Consider the following 20,321-nt stretch of genomic DNA (forward strand, 5'->3'; position numbering starts at 1 on the left):
ATAAAATTGAAAGGAATGTTGTGTTCACTTACGTAGGTAGGGGTAACGTGTAACCTACGTAAGTTGGATTTACTGCTAATCATGCCTGCGCATAGCGGCCAAAATCTCGGAGCCTGCGGCGTGGGAGAATCCCTTGTGCCAAAGGCATGGACAGAGGAGATCTACGCTCATATGCCAGCCTTTGATCCGGGGATTTATCCGTGGTATCTATACGCTTAACTGCTATCATTCCATCGACAATCCACCGGTCACAGGGGTATAGGTCCCTGTCAAGAAACGAGCGTCATCACTTGCTAAGAATGCGATAACGCCCGCGACATCTTCCGGGTCGGCTACGCGCCCTAGCGGCGTAAATCCGCTGATCACGTTCTTCTCTTGCGCTGACAAAAACGCCGTAGCCTCTGTGTTTACAAGGCCGGGTGCAACGACATTGGCTGAGATACCATAGGGTCCGAATTCTTGTGCAATGTAGGTAGAGAACGTATCGAGAGCGCCTTTGGCCGTCCCGTGCGAAATCATGCAGGGGGAGGGGTCTTTGCCCAGTGTGCTGGATATATAAATAATCCGTCCGAACTTCTGCTCCATCATATAAGGAATGACGGCTTGGGTCGTCACGAATGCTGCCTGTAATTCACTATGGAATTTAGCAGCGAATGACTCCCAGGATAGCTCGGCAAACGCTTTGGCTTCAAAAGCCATACTCGCGTTGCTGACCAGAATATCAATACGGCCAAAGGATTGCTTCGCAGCGTCGGCAAGCTTCAAGACTTGATCTGCCTCGCGAACATCCGCTTGAATAGCAATGGCTTCCCCGCCGACGGTTCGAATTGCGGCTACCACTTCTTCAGCAGCTGCAACATTCGTTACATAATTGACGACGATCTTCGCCCCCCGTTCAGCGAGCAGCAAGGATGCTGCGCGTCCAATACCTCGCGAACCTCCGGTTATGATGGCTACTTTACCTTGAAGCATCATGTTGATTCCCTTCCTTCCGTCATTTGAATGATGAATACATCGCCGCGATTTCGAGAGCGGCTTTCTTCACTTCCGCAGCCAAATCAGCAGGTTCGCGCACAATGACATCCGTCTTGAAGTGGAGCAAGAAGCCGATTAGCCATTTCTGACGCGGAACAGTGGTGCGCACAAGCAGTGATCCTGAGGGAAGGCGTTCAATGTCCTGCTCATCAAAATGATCCATAGCCGCTACTTTGGCGTCGCCTAAGAATTCCAGGACAAGGCGACAAGTCTGTTCATGGCGATCCGCCCGCAGCTGCGCATCCATCCGTTCATTAAGCTTCGCAAGCGCGACATCTCTTCGGTCATACGTGTCGGGACGGATTTGAAGATGATGAATGCGAGAGAGCCGGAATGTCCGGTAATCCTCCCGGGTCAGGCAATAGCCATGAAGATACCAAGTGTACCGCTTGAGCACGAGACCAATCGGTTCAACGCAACGCTGCGTTTCTTCTCCTTGACCATCGGTATAGCCGAACTGAATCAGTTTGGTCTCACGGATAGCCTGCTGCAATGCTTCGTATTTGGCACGTTCCACCTCACTCTTCCGCCAAGGCGTGAAATCTACGATGAGTTGTTCCCGCTCAGATAGGCGCCCTTGTTCCGCTTGCGAGACCAGTGCGCCGACTTTATCGAGCAGGCGGTCCATATGGGAATGGTGAACCGCCTGTGTCGATTGAAGTCCGCGGAGCGCGGTAGACAGAGCAATGAGTTCATCCAAGGACAGCATCTGCCGATCCAAGCGGAAGCTATCCATGATCTCATAACCGCCTTCTGCGCCTGTATACGATATGATAGGAATTCCTGCGAGATTGAGCGATTCCAAATCGCGGTAAATCGTACGCAGCGATACCTCCATCCGATCAGCTAACTCTTGGGCTTGAACCCGTTTTCGATTGAGCAGCAGAATCGTAATGGCCATCAGTCGCTCGAGCTTCATGTCTTTTCCTCCATTTGTACAGAATTAATGCGTAGTCGCGTATCCGTCTTCCTCCGGGGATGGATCCAGCTTCTCTCTACTCATGAAGAAGGCTGCGATCAGTGCAAGGACGGCGGGAACGAGGCTCCACGTGAAGGTTGAGATGATTGAATCCGTTAATCCCAACTTGATGGTACTTAGCGTATTCCCATCGATGGACTTGCTGAGTGTAGGATTTAGTAGGACATAAGGGTCATTGTAATTAAAATCTGCAGGCATCTGTGTTGCTCCCTTGCTCGCAAACGTCTGGGTCAGCTTACTGGTAAGCAAATGATTCTGGATGATACCGAATATTGTAATCCCAAGTGTCATACCAAGTGAGCGGTTGAAGTTCAGTGTTGAACTCGCCGCGCCGCGTTGTGTGGCTGGGAACGAGTGGATGGCTGAACTGCTTAGTACCGAGAAGGATGTCCCGACGCCAAGGCCGACGAGAACCATATAGGTCGTAATGAGAACGCGTGGTGAATCCATCGTCAGTCCTGTTAGTAGAGCTAACCCCGCAATGAGGATGAAGAGCGGTGGAATTAAGATGGTCCGATAAGGTAATTTCGCCATTAGGAATCCACCTACAGTCGCCGTAACGACTGAACCGATCATCATCGGGAGCAGCACGAGTCCGGAGTTGGATGCTGTTCCTCCAAGTACACCTTGAATGTATATGGGAATGAACATGGCTGCAGACATGTATGCAGCACCGCTGAATATCGCGATCATATTGCTGGTTGTATAGAGACGATTCTGGAACATGCGAAAAGAGATGATGGGTTCAACAGCTCTTTTCTCCACGAATATAAGCAATACGGTAAAAACAACGAACCCTGCGAATAAGCCAAGGATTTGTGGGGAGCCCCATGCGTACTCTTTGCCGCCTAGCTCTAACCCAAGCATGAGGCAGATGACAGCCCCAATTAAGAGTAACGCCCCGAGAAAATCGATGCTTTGCTTGGCATGTACTGTGGATTCTTTGTAGAAGATCAAGACCAAGAGGAACGCAACGAGACCAAGCGGCAGATTAATGTAGAAAATCCATTCCCATTGCAAGTGATCTGTAATAAATCCACCCAGCATCGGAGCGACGACACTCGATAAGCCGAATAGAGCGCCGAACATGCCTGTCATTTTGCCTCGATTCTCTGGTGGAACAATATCGAACATGATCGTGAATGCGATGGATACCATCGCGCCTGCGCCAATCCCTTGGACCGCACGGTACAGACTTAGCTGTGTGATCGATTCAGCGGTTCCGCATAAGGCAGAACCGATCATAAAGACAATAATCCCGAAGATGAAGAAACGTTTACGTCCATACATATCGGAGAGCTTGCCGAAGATGGGCATGCCTGCCATCTCAGCGACCATATAAGCGGTTGTGACCCAGACGAATTTGTCGAGTCCGCCCATCTCGCCGACAATCGTTCCCATGGCGGTGGCGACGATGGTGTTATCCATCGAGGCCATCAGGATCGCGAGCAGCAGCCCTGCTATAATAACCCCTACTTTGTTGTGTTTCGTATTCATACAATTTCAATCCTTTCGGTTATGGTAACGGGTGAACCGTATTTGAACCCATCATACCCAACTATTGTTGACATCTGTCTGTCAGGGTTTCTGAACAAATTTTTTTAATTCTTTTTGGATCTACGAAAGTTATTCCTTTAATTCCACATTTTAGGTGGTCATATCTTGATTTTCCAAGTACAATGTTAAGCAATCCAGAATAGGAAAGGTGGAGGTTGTAGTATGATGACGAGTGGATCTGCTGCGGGTGGTGTTATTTTTGGGATCATTCCCATCTTGATGTTTCTTGTTAATGTGGGTTGCTCGGGCTAGGGATTTATTTGCTCATTCTACTCATTCGATTGGCCAAGCGGGGGATTGAATTGCTTGATTTGCAGATTGCGGAGAAGAGACGCACCGGACGCGATGATCTCAATCGTGGAGATCAAGGCGGTAATGAGTTTCTGTAAGAGATCACATCAAATATCGGAGGTCGATTGAAGATGTACGAAATATTGGGTCCACAGGATGAGGTGCACATCATGACCTATCGAATATCGAAGAAATATTGAATATCGTATAATTCCTACCGATCCAACACAAAGAACCTTCGTCCCTCTTCACATCGGGGCGGAGGTTCTTCACTTCCCATTGTAATTTTATTCGTCCAACGCTACTTACTCATCGGTACATTCGAAGAATTGCGAATGATCAGCTCGGAATCGAGCACAAATACGCGCTTCTCTGGATAAGTATCCTCATTCATCTGGTCAATCAATTTCTCAACGAGCAGTGCACCCATCGTATATTTCGGCTGATTTACCGTACTGAGCGTCGGAGTGATATATTTGCTAATCCGGTTATTATCGACGCCGACAACGGCGAGCTGCGTTGGAATGGTGAGACCGACTTCGGCGCAAGCTCGATAGACACCCAGTGCCATTTCATCGTTGGCAGAGTACACGGCCGTGAACTGCAATTTCTTCTCGAATAAGCGCATCATCGCTTCATAGCCGCCGACTTCGTTAAAGTTCCCGTTCTCGACGAGCTCGGGGCGGAATGGAATATGGTGATCTCGAAGGGCTTTCAAGTAACCTTCGAGTCGTTCGTAGCTATCGATCGCCGTCGGATAGCCGCTGAGGAACACGATATCCTGATGGCCTCCCTCGAGCAGATGTTCGACCACCGTACGAGAGAACTTCACATTATCTGTATAAATGCAAGGGATACGGTCATGCTCCACATGCCGACCGATGACTGCGATGAAGTAACCCTTGTCAGCGATTTGGAACAGCTGCTCGTCCGCTATGGATGGCGCCACCATAATGAGACCGTCAACCGTACGGTTCATGATCAGATTCAGATACTCCATTTCCTTCTCCGCCTGGTTCTCGGCATCACAGATGATGACGTTGTAATTACTGGCATAAGCCATATTCTCGATTCCTTTAATGATTTCCGTAAAATAGGACGTATTAATATCCGGTACGATGACCCCGATCATCCGTGTTTTCTGAGAGCGCAAATTTTTGGCTGCAGCATTCGGGTGGTAACCCAGCTCATCGATCGCGGTCATCACTTTGTTCTTCGTTTTTTCTGATACGGTGCTGGTTTGATTTAGAACTCTAGAGACCGTAGCGGGTGATACACCAGCCTTTTTAGCGACATCAATGATCTTTGCATCCATAAACGCACTTCCTCACAATTCCGATTTATTTTATGTTTGACAAACAAGTCATACTGTTATTATAATACAAAATGAAATCGATTTCAATATAGCCCTCAATCAGACATATGCTTCGAGGAATAAGGGGTATTTATATGAGTTGAACTTCACTTTTACGACAAAATGAAATCGATTTCACATATTACATATTGAATGATAACAGATGAGAAGGGGAGGAAAGATGGATGTCCGGATTTATTGCGGAGCTGCGTAAGAACAAAATATTATTTTTGATGATTGCCCCCGTACTGGTTTTTTTCGTCGTGTTCAGCTATTTCCCGATGGTCGGAGTCTACTATGCTTTTACCAATTACAATTTTGATGGCGGTTTATTCGGCAGTCCTTTCGTCGGCATGCAGAACTTCAAGTTTCTGTATGAATCCGGGGCACTGTTCTCACTGACCAAGAATACGGTTTTGTATAATTTAGCGTTTATTTTCATCGGGAATTTGCTTCAGATCGTCTGTGCGATCTTCCTTAGCGAGCTGACAGGGAAATGGTTCAAAAAGACGACGCAATCGATTATGTTTCTGCCATTCTTCATCTCATTTGTGCTCGTGGGGGCTTTTGTCTTCAATTTGTTCAACACCGAGACGGGCGTCATCAATGCGCTGTTGAAACAGCTTGGGATGCATACCTATGACTTCTATATGAATACCGAACCTTGGAAATATATTATTGTGTTCTTCAACGTCTGGAAAGGGCTAGGCTACGGTACGGTCATTTACTTGGCTGCGATTATGAGCATCAGTGATGAATACCATGAAGCTGCGAAAATTGATGGCGCGAATATTTTCCACCGGATTCGATATATCACGATCCCCATGCTCGTACCGACCTTTATCTTGCTAATCTTGCTTAGCTTAGGCGGCATTCTCAAAGGCCAATTCGACCTTTTCTATCAGATCATTGGCAGTAACGGTATGCTCTATGAGACGACGGATATTATCGATACCTATGTGTATCGCTCACTCGCCGTCAACTTTGATATTGGCATGGGTACAGCGGCGGGGTTATACCAATCCTTCTTCGGATTCGTGCTGATTATGAGTGTGAACTGGATTATCAAAAAAACACGCGAAGACTACGCGTTATTCTAGGAGGTGCACGATGAAAATTCGTACAGAGCGATCGACCTTGCTCTTCAATATCGTTGGATATGTCGTAATTAGTATCTTGAGCCTTCTATGTCTGCTTCCGTTCTGGCTTATTATATCCGGATCCTTCTCGTCTGAGGCGGAGATTGTGCGGGATGGATTTAAGATTTTCCCATCTGAATTCACGTTCAGCGCATATCAATCGGTCTTCAGCAACCCACAGCAAATTTTCAAAGCATACCTTGTCTCGATCAGTCTTACCGCAGTGGGTACGCTACTGGGATTATTCTTCATCTCCATGGCGGGTTACGTGCTCTCTCGCAAAGATTTCAAATACCGCAACTCGTTGGCCTTCTTCATCTACTTCACCACCTTATTCAGTGGCGGCATGATCCCATGGTATATCTTGATTGTGAAATATTTGGACTGGAAAGACAGTTATCTCGCTTTATTGGTCCCGATGATGATTGGCGCTTGGAATATCATTTTAATGAAAAATTTCATGAAATCGATTCCAGAGTCCATTGTTGAGTCGGCCAAAATTGACGGCGCAGGCGAGTTCACGATCTATTCGAAGCTCGTTCTTCCGCTATCCACACCGGGGCTTGCGACGATCGGCTTGTTCTTGGGGCTTGCTTACTGGAATGACTGGTTCTCTGCGAACATTTTCATTACGACGGAAGCCAAATATCCACTGCAATTTCTGCTCTACAAAATTCTAGCAAGTGCAGCGGTCTTGAAGACGAGTGTAGCTGCGAACTTATCGGCTGATTTCAAGCCTCCTACCGAATCGCTCAAGATGGCGGTCGCGATTGTCGTAACAGGTCCGATTATTTTCTTGTATCCGTTCCTGCAGCGTTATTTTGTCAAAGGCTTAACGATTGGCGCAGTGAAAGGTTAATCCCGGGCATCCGGCTAACATATCAAATCTATATCTATTGGGGGCGTTCGAAATGAAGCAAGGACTGACGAAGATGTTGTCTGTGTTCTTAATGGTTTCTTTCATGACAGGGATTCTAGCAGCATGCGGTGGCGGTAGCGGTGATGATGCAGCAACGAAAGCTGCAGCGCCGAAGACGGAATCGGGCAAGCCGGATATTTCGAAGAAAGTTGAACTGAACTGGTATCTCGTTGGGGATGCGGACAAAGACAGCCCGCAGGTTATTGAGAAGTGGAACCAGATGCTCGCAAAAGATCTGAATACAACCGTTAAATTGAATTTCATGACGTGGAATGATTGGCAGACCAAATACAATCTGTTGTTCGCATCGGGTGAGAAAATCGATATGGTCTTTGCCTCTTCGTGGTCGGATTTCTTCAAATTATCGAAGCAGGGCGCTTTCCTAGATCTGAAGGATCTGCTGCCTACATACGCACCAGAGACATGGAAGACCGTACCTGAACAAGATTGGAAGGATGTAACCGTCCAAGGCAAAATTCTAGCGGTGCCAAGCACATACCCCGAGTACACACCAGACGGGATCGTCTATCGCGATGACTGGAGACAAGAGCTCAATCTCCCAGAAATCAAAGATTTGGATACGATGGAGCAGTATTATGAAGGCGTGAAGAACGGGAAAAAGATTACGCCGATCAACGGTAAAGCGTGGAATGAGGTCAATACCTTGTTCCATTACTACAATGACTTTAAAAATATTGGCGGGGACAGCGGTATCATCGTAGCAAAATCGTATGATACGCCGCGTGATGTCGTTGCTTATCCATTCACAGATGAATTCGTCACCTTTGTGAAGCGCATGAAGACATGGGCCGATAAAGGCTTCTGGACTTCCAGTACGCTCGCGTCTCAACAAGAAGCAGGCGATTTCATCAAGGCAGGTACAGGAGCAGCTTATTGGAGGAATGCACCGGGAGCATCCGGCTTTATTATGGATGTGAAGAAAACTAATCCGAATATCAAGCTAGCGTACTTCCCATTCACGCACTTCCACAATTATGTTGTTCCGAACCTTGGTATCAATAACGGAATGGCGATTCCGAAGAGTGCAGCGAACCCAGAGCGCTCGCTGATGGTACTCGAGAAGCTTCGTAACGATCCAGAGTATTACAACCTGATGACGTATGGTATTAAAGGCCGTAACTACGATTTCACCGAAGACGGTTCAATTGTATCGCCAGCACCGGGTCAAGATCCAGCGAAAGTGAAAGGTTATGGTATCGCGAGCTGGGGTTGGAGAAATATCAAAAATGAACATCCAGCTAAAGACAGATGGGAAGGCGAAGCTAAGCTTATTGAGGAATTTAAGGCGATTAGCAAGCCGGATATTTTCGCGCCCATCTTGATGGATTATCAGCCGGTGAAATCGCAGCTTGCTGCAGTGAACCAGGTGTTCCAGCAATACGGTCAGCCGCTTATGATGGGATTGGTTCCCGACGTGGATGCAGCGATTGAGACCTATCGCAATAAGCTGAAGACGGCAGGCGTAGATACGGTGCTAGATTATGTAACGAAACAAGTTGCGACTTACGCGGATGAAAAAGGATTGAAATAGTCTTCTGAAGGAGAATCACGCTCATGAAACGGGTAGATGTATGGGAGACAACGATTGACCAGCAGAATCTTCTGGCGGTACAGCCGCAAATCCAGATGTTAGACGCATCTGTGGTTGTTGAAGCGTCGATCACGATTCATGTGAATGCACAGGAGAAGTATCAGATTATGGACGGGTTCGGAGCATCCTTCACGGATGCTTCCGCATACCTGGTGTATAACAAGTTGGAGCAAGGCGCACGTGAACGTCTGATGCAGCAATTGTTCAATGCGGAAGAAGGAATCGGCATAAGTCTGCTGCGGCAGCCAATGGGGGCGAGCGATTTCGCTTCGGTACTGTACAGCTATAATGATCTGCCAGCAGGCAGTCAGGATATGACGCTTCAGCATTTCTCAATCGAACATGATCGGGCGTATATTATTCCGCTCCTTCAAGAAGCGCTGCGAATCAATCCGCAGCTCAAAATTATGGCTTCCCCGTGGAGCCCGCCGGGTTGGATGAAGACGTCCGGACAGATGATCGGCGGGACCCTGAAGACGGAATGCTACGACACGTATGCAGCATATTTCGTTCAATTCATTCAAGCGTACGAGCGCGAAGGCATTCCCATCTATGCTGTCACGATACAGAATGAACCGGGCTATGAACCAAAGGAATACTCGGGGATGATCCTGAAACCTGAGGAAGAGCGAGACTTCATCGCACACCATCTCGGTCCCGCTTTCGAGCGTGAAGGGATATCGGCATTAATTCTATGCTATGACCATAATTGGGATGTGCCGGAGCATCCGCTTACAGTGCTTCATGATCCTGTGGCAAGACGTTATATTGCAGGCTCTGCATGGCATTGCTATGGCGGGGCGCATGAGGCGATGTCAATGGTAAGGGATGCTTACCCGGACAAAGGTATCTGGTTCACCGAAGCGTCCGGCGGTGCATGGGTTCCTCCGTTCCGGGAGGCATTCTTGGATCAGATGAAACATGTGATCCGCAGCACGCGGAACTGGTCCAAGTCGGTCGTATGGTGGAACATTGCGCTCGATGAGCATAATGGTCCAACCGTGTTATCGAACAGTACCTGCCGAGGACTTGTGGGCATTCATCAACAAACCGGAGAAATTACGGTTCATTTAGACTACTGTACGTTGGGTCATATTAGTAAGTTCGTCGTTCCAGGGGCGGTACGTATCGGCTCGGACACGGTCGTCGATATCGTGGAGACGGTAGCATTCCGTAATCCAGATGGTTCGACGGTGCTGATCGTATCGAATCGAACAGCTGAGGAACAGACCTTCCAGATCAAGGTGGATGGTGCCTCATTCATTTATTCGCTTTCCGACGAAGGTGCCGTCACGTTCAAATGGTAGATGGAATCGACGAGGGTTAGAATTCGCAGACAGACGATACCTACAACAAAGGAGATGTATGCCAATGACGGTTCTAAAAACTTATCTCACATCCAAAGATTCAGATGCGCGCCTCCAAGAGCAGAATACGGCGGTGGTATCACAGCGCCAAGCAGGCCAATCCGCAGATTTGGAGTTAGATCCTACGGTCAGATATCAAGAAATCCTGGGGTTCGGCGGTGCATTCACCGAAGCTGCAGCTTACACACTGTCCCGTATGAGCGAGGAGAAAAGAGCGGAAGCTCTTCGCAGCTATTATGATCAGGAGAATGGACTGGGCTACACGATTGGGCGTGTGCACATTCATAGCTGTGATTTTGCATTGGAGAATTACACGTATGTCGAGGATCATGACACGGAATTGAAGACCTTCGATATATCGCGTGATCACAAGTGGGTTCTTCCGCTCGTACAAGATGCGGCGAATGTCAAAGGCAGTCCATTCACGATGCTCGCCTCCCCTTGGAGTCCACCTGCTTGGATGAAGACAAACGGGGAGATGAATCACGGCGGTCATCTGAAGCCAGAGTATGCTGAGGTGTGGGCGCGGTACTACACAAAATTCATTCGTGCATATGAAGCCGAAGGGGTGCCCATCTGGGGAATAACCGTTCAGAATGAGCCGGATGCGGTTCAAATTTGGGATTCCTGCATCTATTCCGCAGAACAGGAGCGTGATTTCATTAAGAATCACCTCGGTCCTGTGATGCATGCGGAAGGATTGCAGGACGTGAACATCCTCTTCTGGGATCACAATCGTGATATTATCGTGGAACGTGCATCGGTGGTGCTCTCAGACTCGGAAGCAGCGAAATATATATGGGGTACTGGGCTCCACTGGTATGTTAGTGAGGCATTCGAGCATGTCGGCAAGGTCCATGAGCTGTTCCCTGACAAACATTTGTTGTTCACGGAAGGCTGCCAAGAGGGCGGCGTGAAGCTTGGTGAATGGTTCACAGGTGAACGTTATGGGCGTAACATGATCGGAGACCTGAACAATTGGACAGAGGGCTATCTCGATTGGAATATCGTGCTTGATGAGACAGGTGGACCGAATCATGTCAACAACTTATGCGATGCGCCGATTATCGCGGACACGGTGACAGACACCCTTCACTATAATAGCTCGTTCTATTATATCGGGCATTTCAGCAAATTTATTCGACCGGGAGCTGTACGGATCGGATTGCAGGCAGATCAGAACCCAGAGGGTGTATACGCGACGGCATTCCTGAACCCGGATGGCCGTATCGCAGTCGTCGTTATGAATGAATCGGATCACGACCATCCATTCACACTAGGCCATGGTGAACACATCGCTTCGCATACATTGCCAGCGCATTCCATCGCGACGTATGTCATGAAGTCCTAATTTATTTTTGAAGGATGAACAGTGTATTAGGATGCACTGTTCATCCTTTCTTTTGTGATAGGATGGATTTGGAATTCGTGGATCAATCAATGGTGTTCGTATGGGGGTATTAATTCCGTTATTTTCCAAGTACAATATTAATCAATTCGTCGGTTTGTTTGGCCTAGGCGTTTATTTGCTTATTCTACTGATTCGACTCGCCAAGCGAGGGATTCAGCTCCTAGATCTGCAGATTGCGGAGAGACAAAGAGTCTGACGCGCGGATTTCAATAAGGGAGAAAAGGATGACGTCGTATAAGGAAAGATGTCGGGGGTGGATCAGTTATGTTCAAGATTTTTGGACCGCAAGATGAGGTATTGCAATCGGTACCTTTTATACAGGATGAAGTGCAGTATACCCTAATACATACGATTACTTGCAGTGAAGATGCGATCTGCTATAAATCGCAGGATGGGCTTGTGATTTATGCGCAGACACCGGGTTATCGAGCATGGATTTGGATGAGTGACAAGCTTCGTGAAGCGGAGCGTGAGAGTCGATTGTTAGAATTGTGCGACGTATTACCAGATACGCCGATTCCGGGAATAGCTGGGGATCCGAATGTCGTAGCATTATTCTCAGCTTTGTATGCTGCGAAACATCACATTTCTCATCAACCTCGCATGGAGCTGCAAGCTTATCAATGTCCGAATGTCGTCAACCCTGAAGGTGTAGTGGGAGAGCTGCAAGTAGCATCAGCGAGGGATCTGCTGGAAGTTGCGCGATTTCTCGTGGAGTTCACCTATGATGCGTACGGGAAGACGGTTGAATTGTCATCGCAGCTGCAAGATGCTGATCGATTAATTGGATCGGGTAATTTATATGTCTGGAAGGTAGACGGCACCCCCGTATCGATGGCGAATATTGCGAGTCGAACACCACGCCACGCGCGAATTAATGCAGTCTGCACGCCACTGGCGCACCGAAAGAAAGGGTATGCGAGTGCGCTCGTCGCACAGGTGTGCCGCATTATTTTGGAGGAAGGACGTACCCCGATTTTGTACGCGGACGGGGCGAATCCTGATTCAAACCGAGTCTATCAGCATATTGGATTCCGAGTGAGCGGGAGGATTCGGGAGATCGATTTTATAAGGGAATAGAAAGAGTGAACTTGTCTTGGCTAAACGCCTTTCTTCCATCCGATGATGGACGGGGGCGTTTCTTTTCATTGTCAAATGTTTAAATCTGTGCTAATTTTGAACATAGAACCAATCATCCTATGTTTGGAGGTATTCGATTGAAATTACAGAAAGCCACTCGTGTCACATTAACCGAACAGATCGCAGCGCAGTTGGATCAATTGATTCAATCTGGTGCGTGGCCTGTAGGGCAGCGAATTCCTGCAGAACCGGAACTGGTAGAACAGCTCGGTGTTAGTCGCAATACGGTACGTGAAGCGGTCAAAGCGTTGATTCACGCGGGATTGCTGGAAGCACGGCAAGGAGACGGAACCTATGTATGCTCGAAGAGCGATCTAGGTGCAGCGCTGAATCGACGGTTCAAGAAAGCCGATTTAATCGAAATTATTGAGGTTCGGTATGCCCTTGAACAAGAAGCTGCACGACTGGCAGCAGAACGACGGACGGAGGAAGACGTCGTCTATCTGAAGCAATGTCTCGCGAATTACTTGGATTCGAGAGGGAAGTCGCACTATATTGATGTCGATATGGAACTGCATAAAGCCATCGTTCTTGCGACGCATAACACCATTCTCATTGATCTATACGAACATATGACGGATGCTGTGATGGCGACGATTCATCAGTCAACACAGGAGGAAATTGAAGAGCAGCATGTACAGGTCCACACCCAGTTGATTCACCACATTATTAACCAGGATGCCGAAGCGGCTGTTACGACCCTTCGTCATTTACTTCGAATTTCGGAAAGTGTCATTTAGACCGTTCGATATATAGATAGGAGTATTCATATGAGTTCACGCACAAGAAATTTGACCTTATTATTTGTATGTATTCTATTGGTTGCTGCAAATCTGCGAGCACCGATTACAGGGCTCGGTCCTGTTGTAGGATTGATTCGAGAGGATACGGGACTATCTGGCACGGTTATCGGATTGCTCACGACGCTGACCTTGATTGCCTTTGCCGTTCTATCCCCACTCGTCCCAGCAATTGCAAGACGGTTAGGGATGGAATTGACATTAGTCGTCAGTCTGTTCGTATTGTTGATTGGCGTTATCGTTCGTTCTTTGCCGTCGGCTGTCTCCTTATTCCTCGGAACGGCCTTATTGGGTCTTGCGATTGCCGTCGGGAATGTGCTCGTCCCTACGATGATTAAGCGAGACTTTCCTAAGAAGGTAGGGCTTATGACGGGAATTTACTCTTCCTTTATGAATTTATGGGCAGCGATCGCTTCAGGTCTTGCAATTCCGCTCGCGGAAGGCGCTAACCTCGGATGGCGAGGAGCGCTAGCCATATGGGGTGTCCTTACGGTCATAGCGTTGATCGCCTGGTTGCCGCAGCTTCGTCATCGGCAGGTTCCGCAGCAAGGCAGCCACAATGCCAAGGGTCCCCGTATTAATCTATGGCGCTCAGGACTTGCGTGGTACGTGACCTTGTTCATGGGGGTCCAATCGTTCTTCTTCTACGTGAATATTACGTGGCTCCCTGAAATTCTACATGCCCAAGGGATGAGTACGGAATCTGCGGGTTGGATGATGTTCTTACTGCAGCTCGTGAGTCTCCCGGCGTCCTTCTTGACGCCAATCATTGCAGCACGATTGAAGAGCCAACGGATCATTGCATTTCTCGTGGCTGCGGGATTTGGTATCGGATACGTATTACTGCTTATGGGGGGCTTGATCCTCAGTGTCGTAGGTACGAGTCTGATCGGGATTGCCGGCGGAGCTGGCTTCAGCCTAGCGGTCATGTTCTTCGCACTGCGTACACGTACTGTACAGGAATCGGCCGAAATGTCGGGCATGGCCCAGTCCGTAGGGTATTTTATTGCTGCGATTGGTCCGATGCTGTTCGGCTTGCTCCATGATCTTACCCAGAGCTGGACAGTCACGTATATCACGCTTTTCGTCATGGTGGCGATATTCGCAGTGCTTGGCTTCGGAGCGGGCAAGAACGCCTATGTTGTGGCAGCGCCGCAATCCAGCACGGCAGATACAGCTGTTCGTCCGCAGAAGACATCGTAATATCATAATAGGGTATGAAAAACCTCCGTCTCTAGACCGAGGTTTTTTCCTTTTACAGTCTGATTCTAATCCCAAGAAAAGATTGTACAATAGTAATACTGAAGACGGATTATGAGATAGAATAGGTGGGATGAGTAGATGATGCAATGGATGCATCCTTTGATGGCGTTTATGACGAGGCGGTTCGGGGGCCTTCAAGAGATAGATTACCAATGGCCTTCGCCGCAATTTCCAGTGATTAGTATCCGAAGTAATGCGAATCAGCACCGGAGTGGATTTGCTCCGCGTCCTAAGGTTGCGATCGGCTTGATTGCGATTGGCGACATTGCCGTGGGTCTAATCGCGTGCGGTGCAATTAGCTTCGGCATCCTGTCCTTCGGTGCAGTTGCACTCGGGATTTGGCTGGCACTAGGAGCCGTTGCGATGAGTGGTTCGCTCGCGGCTGGTGCCGTGGCGATTGCTTCCGGCATATCCGTTGGCGCCGTCGCGATTGGGGAATGGGCATTAGGCGCGGTTGCGATTGCCGAGAAAGCACTGGGGGTCGTCAGTATTGGTGAATGGGCTTTTGGAATCGTGGCGATTGGTGCGCATGGGTTCGGTCTTATTCCGATTATCGGGGATTTGTTCGAGTGGTTCTTCAATTTGTTCTAAGGCTAGATCATTCGCTATAATGGAATGGATAGGGAAATCCTGGTTCAAGGACCTATCGGGCCAGCCGATAAGCTCTAATCATTCATAGCGGAGGCGAGAGAGATGTTAGTTGTAACGAATACGATTCGGATCAAAGAAGGATTCGGCAGTAAAATCGCAGAGCGATTCGCACAAGCGAAAGGTGTACAGGCGATGCCTGGTTTTGTACGGATGGAAGCGTGGCTCGGTGCCGGACAAGAAGGCGAAGAAGAACTGAAGGTCTGCACCGTGTGGGAGAATGAAGAGGCATTCAAGAACTGGACATCCAGTGAGGCATTCCGTGAATCTCACCGCGGTGCTGGGGATAGTAAGGAATACATGCTCGGTGCTTCGCTGAATAAATACCAGATGGTTGTTAGTCACAATGCATAGCAGAGGAGGGGACCGATTGAGGTCTCCTTTTTTTCAAAATATAAGAATTTATAAGTTTCACAAATAAACTGTTTTTCTTATATTTCTCGCTTAAACGCTTCCCGTCCTTACAAGGACGACGAAGTCGTTTATGCTTGTCGATGGAGGTATGACGCTGCAACGCCTTAATCCACCTTGGCACCATAAGCACGTAGAAATTGAGCTGCCTGCGTAAAGTCCATGCGCGCACCCTTGACCTCCATGGACTTGAAATCAACACCATCCATTACGGCGCCACGAAGATCTGCTCCTTGCAGATTGGTTTTGGCCAAATGCGCTCGGGTGAGATCGCAGTCTCGAAGATTCGCTTTCTCCAGGTTCGCGCCGTAGAAGTCCGTCTCGACAAATCGAATGTCACGCAAGTCTTGCTTGGCGAGTCGGGTGTATCGAAGATTGGTATAGGACCAGTCGCCTTTCTCCAGCGTGATGCCGTCCATCTGGGTCTTGGAGAAGTCGGACCCGACCAGCTTGCAGTTCGTAAATTTGGCCACGAAGAGGTTCGCCTCATTGAAATTGCAGTTCTCAAAAGCCGTGTCGGTGTGGATTGAACCATTGAGCTGCGCGCCGTGAAAGTTGCATTCGATGAATCGGCAACCGGTCGTCGTGAATTCCTCCAAGGAGGTACCCTGGAACTTACAGCGTTCGAATGTGCAGCGAATCAGTTCGCCGAACCGTAAATCCCGACCGCTAAAGATGACTTCTTGAAAATGTTCGTCGACATACTGATACATGGAATCCCTCCTTATGTTGCTTATTTAATGACAAGTCCTAAGAGTCCGGCAAAAGAGGAAGCATGCTTCGGTGCGATGATACATCCTCTCAAATCCTCAATTTCCACGGCCAAACTGCTGAATTCACAGCTGCTTAAATCAACCCCCTCCAGCTTGGTGCCGGAAAATATGGCTTGATCGATGTGACATTCGTCGAATGCAGTTTTGATCATGGTGGACTGCCAATAGTCAGCCTGCTTGAAGGAACTCTCCTCGAACACAACCTGCTTGAACTTCGCTTGCCGGAAATTCGCATAATCGCCAATGCAGCGCTGGAACCTCACATTCTGGAAGCGGGTTCCGGTGAAGTCCGTCCCCATCAGCTTGCAATTCACGAACAAGCTCCGATGAATGAAGGCATCGGTCAGGTTGACGTTGGAGAGGTCACAGGATTCGAAAATCACGTCCGTAATCTCCATCATGGTCAGCGTTGACGTTGTGATCGTAACGTTCTTGAAGTGGACTTTCTCGAACGAAACCCTACTTGCATCCTGCTCCTCTATGGTGAGGTCGGATAGTACCCCAAGATGATATTCGTCCTTCGAACACAAGGTGAATATCGGGGGCAGTTCTGGGAGTTCTGCTGGGATTTTCGGTGCATCGATCTTCATCTCTCTTACGTACCTCCGATCTTTAGTGAATACCGTAACGTTCGCTCAAAGTCTTCGCCATCGCATGCACGACATCCGGGGAAGGAAGGGATAACGTAGAAGAAGCCATCTGCATGCCTTCCTTCGTCTGAAGGCTGCGAATGACTTGCTTCACCGCATCGGTGAACACGCGTGACGCATCTGCGCCAATGGTGGTCAGCTCTTGAAGACTAGCTGTACTCGATGCTTCCACGAGCGGGAAATCCAGCTGTGCAGGGTCGCCGCCGACCGTGGCACGATCGTAGAATCCGCGTGTCAGCTGTGTACGCGCTTGTCCACTTCCTTCCGCAATGACGAATGCCTGTACGATGTAAGCATGCGACTGTCGGCGCTGAGCAATGCCGCAGAACTTACGCCCATCGATACTAAGGTCGAAATCGCCTGGGCAGAAGGCACCTTGGATTTCCCCTTTTTCTACAAGTGCGCCAGTTGCTTGAAGAGCTTCACGGATCAGAGCATACATTTGTTCGAAATCGTTATGGAAGTGGCGTTCCGTCTCTGCGGTCTTTGGCAAGATCAGCGAAATATTGATGACACCAAGATCGAGCGGCACGGCTGCACCGCCCGTATTGCGTACCGCAGTCGAACGGCCTTGATCTTCAAGCCAAGCCCACGCGTCCGCCACCTGCGGCAATCGGCTGTCTCGCAGACCGAGCACGAAGGCGTTCGGATGGCGCCACAGATGGCAGATGGCAGGGCCGCCGCGTCCGGTCTGTCGGCATAAGATCTCATCCAGCGCGAAAGGATACAGCACGTTCGGTTCATTCAAGTCATTCGTTCGATCCAGCAGCAGCATGTTGCGTAGTCCGTCTAGCGGGTTGATCGTCATGGCAGAGGGAGCTCCTTTTGAACATCGAATCATACGTTCGGTTAGTTAGTTCTATTATGGAACAAATGTACGACATTCTGCAACGATTGTGCGATTCGTAACCACCAAGATTTTCTTGTGGAAGCCAAGTTCGCTTGGTGTCTGAGAATTCCACGTCGATCCTTCTGTGCTAATTCGGATTTCATAAATTCATCCAGCTGTTCTCTGACATATATATCTGACAGTGTCATATCCAAATTCCCCCTTTACTTGAGTTCATTATGCTCTCGCCAACAGGGGAGAAAAAGAGTATAGTTTTATCAAAATATTTCCTCTTTTAACATCATATTTTCCAAATAGGGGAAAGGAGGTACCTATGCTGCCCTTAGAGAGATACGCGGTATTATACGATAAATATGCGATGCCGATCGGGAAGGGCGCGGGGGTGGAGGTCTCGCTCGATCAGTTGGCCGAAGTGCTCTACTGCACGGTTCGTAATGTGAAGTTGATTATCCGAAGGCTTGAAGATGAGGGCTGGATTACTTGGCAAGCGGGAAGAGGACGCGGGAACTTGTCACGGCTAACCTTCCAAGTAGACAAAGACAGTCTACTACTGCAATTGTCGCAAGAGCGTGCGGAGCTGGGCGAATATAAACAAGCTTTTGATATGCTGCATACGTATAGTGATGGGACACAAGTGCTCAGTAAATTTGTCGATTGGCTCGACAGCCAATTTGGCTATAAGACGGAATCATGGGCGGGCAAGCCGCAAGCAGACATTTTGCGAATACCGAGCTATTATCAGATCCAGACGCTCGACCCGGCTGAACTCGTCTACGCTTTTGATAGTCATATGATTCGTCAGCTGTTCGACCAGCTCGTCTATTACAGCGAGGAATATAAGCGATACATGCCCTCCATCGCACACGCTTGGGAGCATAATGAGGATGCAAGTATTTGGACGTTTTATTTGCGCAAAGGGATTCTGTTCCACAACGGGCGCGAGTTAACGGCCGAAGATGTGGTCTTCTCGATGACGAGGCTGTCGGAGCGTAATAAAATCCAGAGCTGGATGCTGCGTACACTAGACCGAGCTGAAGCCCTGGGGTCTTATGTGGTTCGGATTCATCTCACTAGGCCGCATTGGTTGTTCCTGCGCATCCTCTGCTCAGCTTCCTTGTCCATTGTACCGTATGACTTCGGAGGGTTGACGGAAGAGGAATTCTGGTCTTTACCCATCGGGACAGGGCCGTTTCGGTTGAAGGAATGGAGCGAGAACCAATTTGTCTTAGAAGCGCATACGAGCTATTTCCAAGGCCGTCCGCATTTGGACGGCGTGATGTTGGCCTATGTGCCGAGGGAAGCTGCTCCGCGTACGAAGTCGAACAAGTGGCAGAAACTGCTCTACGGTCAGGATTCACTCCATCAAGAACCTAACGATGCATGGACGAAGGTTGAGTTGCTGCCTCGTGGTTGCAGTCTGGTGGTATGGAACATGCGCAAGCAAGGGCCGCAGCGGTCCATTGCGTTCCGTCGAGCGATGAATGCCATAATCGACAGGCAGCGGATGCTCGAGGAGCTGGGAGATAACTGGGTATATCCTGCCTATGGGTTCTACCCGAATGAGCAGACACCGCATGAGGGGGATCCATACGACCCCGATTATGCTCAGGTATTGTTGGCTGAGGCGGGATATGATGGTACGCCGATCACACTCATGACGCATGAGGGTCATGAGAAGGAAGTGCATTGGATCCAGCAGCATTGCGCGGCATACGGGATCGAGGTGCGTATTGAAATTGCCACTTGGCAGTCCATACGTGAACCGGAGGTGATGCATACGGCTGACGGCATCTTGAGCTGTATCGTGCTTGCGGAGGATGAAGTCTGCCTTCTTGAGATGTATGAGCAAGACGGGGGCTCTATCAAAGAATTTATGTTGCCTGAATTCCATCCTTGGGTACGGGAACGCATTGAGCAAGTATTGTCTACGCCGGATGAGACGGAGCGACGTGCTCGTCTATCTGCTATAGAGCGGCGTGCACGGGATGATGGCTTTATTCTGTTCTTATTGCATAATAAAATGGGTACCCATTCCCATCCAAGTGTGCGTGGCGTTGGATTAAATTCGCTAGGGTGGGTGAATTTTAAGGATGTCTGGGTCGCGTCGACATAGGGAGCAGCA

General features: G+C 48.9%; 22 protein-coding genes. 14 read left to right on the plus strand and 8 right to left on the minus strand.

All coding sequences use genetic code 11. From position 1 onward, the window contains the following. The first annotated feature begins 63 nt into the window (after positions 1–63). Complete coding sequence (locus C558_RS34140; RefSeq protein ID WP_169445275.1) at positions 64–219, plus strand: hypothetical protein; 156 nt, start codon at positions 64–66, stop codon at positions 217–219. Between the two features lie 6 nt (positions 220–225). On the opposite strand, the gene C558_RS0101695 is transcribed toward C558_RS34140, so the two are convergent. From C558_RS0101695 to C558_RS0101705, 3 genes are read right to left on the minus strand one after another with little or no spacing between them, the layout of a single operon-like run. Further along, positions 226–975: an SDR family NAD(P)-dependent oxidoreductase gene (locus C558_RS0101695; protein ID WP_018754480.1), complete on the minus strand. Its 750-nt coding sequence runs from the start codon at positions 973–975 to the stop codon at positions 226–228. 19 nt (positions 976–994) lie between these two features. Beyond that, complete coding sequence (locus C558_RS0101700; RefSeq protein ID WP_018754481.1) at positions 995–1,954, minus strand: helix-turn-helix transcriptional regulator; 960 nt, start codon at positions 1,952–1,954, stop codon at positions 995–997. A gap of 24 nt (positions 1,955–1,978) precedes the next feature. Then, positions 1,979–3,511, minus strand: a complete 1,533-nt coding sequence (locus C558_RS0101705) for an MDR family MFS transporter (RefSeq protein ID WP_018754482.1) — start codon at positions 3,509–3,511, stop codon at positions 1,979–1,981. Positions 3,512–3,831: 320 nt separating this feature from the next. Here C558_RS0101705 and C558_RS34920 point away from each other — a divergent pair, with 320 nt between their 5' ends. Continuing rightward, positions 3,832–3,960, plus strand: a complete 129-nt coding sequence (locus C558_RS34920; RefSeq protein ID WP_018754484.1) for a hypothetical protein — start codon at positions 3,832–3,834, stop codon at positions 3,958–3,960. Positions 3,961–4,163: 203 nt separating this feature from the next. Here the strand turns inward: C558_RS34920 and C558_RS0101720 are convergent, their stop codons facing one another. Beyond that, the gene (locus C558_RS0101720) at positions 4,164–5,177 is read right to left on the minus strand and encodes a LacI family DNA-binding transcriptional regulator (RefSeq protein ID WP_018754485.1); all 1,014 of its coding nucleotides are present in this window, start codon (positions 5,175–5,177) and stop codon (positions 4,164–4,166) included. 224 nt (positions 5,178–5,401) lie between these two features. Here C558_RS0101720 and C558_RS0101725 point away from each other — a divergent pair, with 224 nt between their 5' ends. The 11 genes from C558_RS0101725 to C558_RS0101770 all read left to right on the plus strand — a co-directional run bounded on the left by C558_RS0101725 (position 5,402) and on the right by C558_RS0101770 (position 15,869). After that, positions 5,402–6,316, plus strand: coding sequence for an ABC transporter permease (locus tag C558_RS0101725; protein WP_018754486.1), 915 nt, complete (start codon positions 5,402–5,404; stop codon positions 6,314–6,316). Positions 6,317–6,326: 10 nt separating this feature from the next. After that, a complete protein-coding gene (locus C558_RS0101730) occupies positions 6,327–7,214 on the plus strand; it encodes a carbohydrate ABC transporter permease (RefSeq protein WP_018754487.1) in 888 nt (295 codons plus the stop codon). 52 nt (positions 7,215–7,266) lie between these two features. After that, positions 7,267–8,826, plus strand: a complete 1,560-nt coding sequence (locus tag C558_RS0101735) for an extracellular solute-binding protein (protein ID WP_018754488.1) — start codon at positions 7,267–7,269, stop codon at positions 8,824–8,826. 23 nt (positions 8,827–8,849) lie between these two features. Continuing rightward, on the plus strand, positions 8,850–10,193 hold the full coding sequence (locus C558_RS0101740; RefSeq protein ID WP_018754489.1) for a glycoside hydrolase family 30 protein: 1,344 nt from the start codon (positions 8,850–8,852) through the stop codon (positions 10,191–10,193). Between the two features lie 64 nt (positions 10,194–10,257). Next, entirely contained in the window at positions 10,258–11,604 is a 1,347-nt protein-coding gene (locus tag C558_RS0101745; protein ID WP_018754490.1) for a glycoside hydrolase family 30 protein, read from the plus strand. Between the two features lie 100 nt (positions 11,605–11,704). Continuing rightward, positions 11,705–11,860 (plus strand): hypothetical protein, encoded by a 156-nt coding sequence (locus tag C558_RS33575; protein ID WP_018754491.1) that lies wholly within the window; start codon positions 11,705–11,707, stop codon positions 11,858–11,860. Between the two features lie 68 nt (positions 11,861–11,928). Next, positions 11,929–12,744: a GNAT family N-acetyltransferase gene (locus C558_RS0101750; RefSeq protein ID WP_018754492.1), complete on the plus strand. Its 816-nt coding sequence runs from the start codon at positions 11,929–11,931 to the stop codon at positions 12,742–12,744. 137 nt (positions 12,745–12,881) lie between these two features. Next, positions 12,882–13,544 (plus strand): FadR/GntR family transcriptional regulator, encoded by a 663-nt coding sequence (locus C558_RS0101755; protein WP_018754493.1) that lies wholly within the window; start codon positions 12,882–12,884, stop codon positions 13,542–13,544. A gap of 30 nt (positions 13,545–13,574) precedes the next feature. Then, positions 13,575–14,807: a CynX/NimT family MFS transporter gene (locus C558_RS30160; RefSeq protein WP_018754494.1), complete on the plus strand. Its 1,233-nt coding sequence runs from the start codon at positions 13,575–13,577 to the stop codon at positions 14,805–14,807. A gap of 138 nt (positions 14,808–14,945) precedes the next feature. Next, entirely contained in the window at positions 14,946–15,458 is a 513-nt protein-coding gene (locus C558_RS0101765; RefSeq protein WP_018754495.1) for a hypothetical protein, read from the plus strand. A gap of 102 nt (positions 15,459–15,560) precedes the next feature. Continuing rightward, entirely contained in the window at positions 15,561–15,869 is a 309-nt protein-coding gene (locus C558_RS0101770; RefSeq protein ID WP_018754496.1) for an antibiotic biosynthesis monooxygenase, read from the plus strand. Between the two features lie 164 nt (positions 15,870–16,033). Here C558_RS0101770 and C558_RS0101775 read toward each other — a convergent pair whose 3' ends face one another. The 4 genes from C558_RS0101775 to C558_RS0101790 are packed head-to-tail and all read right to left on the minus strand — an operon-like array spanning position 16,034 to position 18,387. Continuing rightward, entirely contained in the window at positions 16,034–16,639 is a 606-nt protein-coding gene (locus C558_RS0101775) for a pentapeptide repeat-containing protein (protein WP_018754497.1), read from the minus strand. Between the two features lie 20 nt (positions 16,640–16,659). Further along, a complete protein-coding gene (locus C558_RS0101780; RefSeq protein WP_018754498.1) occupies positions 16,660–17,289 on the minus strand; it encodes a pentapeptide repeat-containing protein in 630 nt (209 codons plus the stop codon). Positions 17,290–17,311: 22 nt separating this feature from the next. Continuing rightward, positions 17,312–18,157 (minus strand): lipoate--protein ligase family protein, encoded by an 846-nt coding sequence (locus tag C558_RS0101785; RefSeq protein WP_018754499.1) that lies wholly within the window; start codon positions 18,155–18,157, stop codon positions 17,312–17,314. A gap of 41 nt (positions 18,158–18,198) precedes the next feature. After that, a complete protein-coding gene (locus C558_RS0101790) occupies positions 18,199–18,387 on the minus strand; it encodes a hypothetical protein (RefSeq protein WP_018754500.1) in 189 nt (62 codons plus the stop codon). A gap of 125 nt (positions 18,388–18,512) precedes the next feature. Between C558_RS0101790 and C558_RS0101795 the strand changes: the two genes are divergently transcribed. After that, positions 18,513–20,312 (plus strand): SgrR family transcriptional regulator, encoded by a 1,800-nt coding sequence (locus tag C558_RS0101795; RefSeq protein WP_018754501.1) that lies wholly within the window; start codon positions 18,513–18,515, stop codon positions 20,310–20,312. Positions 20,313–20,321: the final 9 nt, after the last annotated feature.

This window comes from Paenibacillus terrigena DSM 21567 (assembly GCF_000374845.1).
GTDB lineage: Bacteria > Bacillota > Bacilli > Paenibacillales > Paenibacillaceae > Paenibacillus_K > Paenibacillus_K terrigena.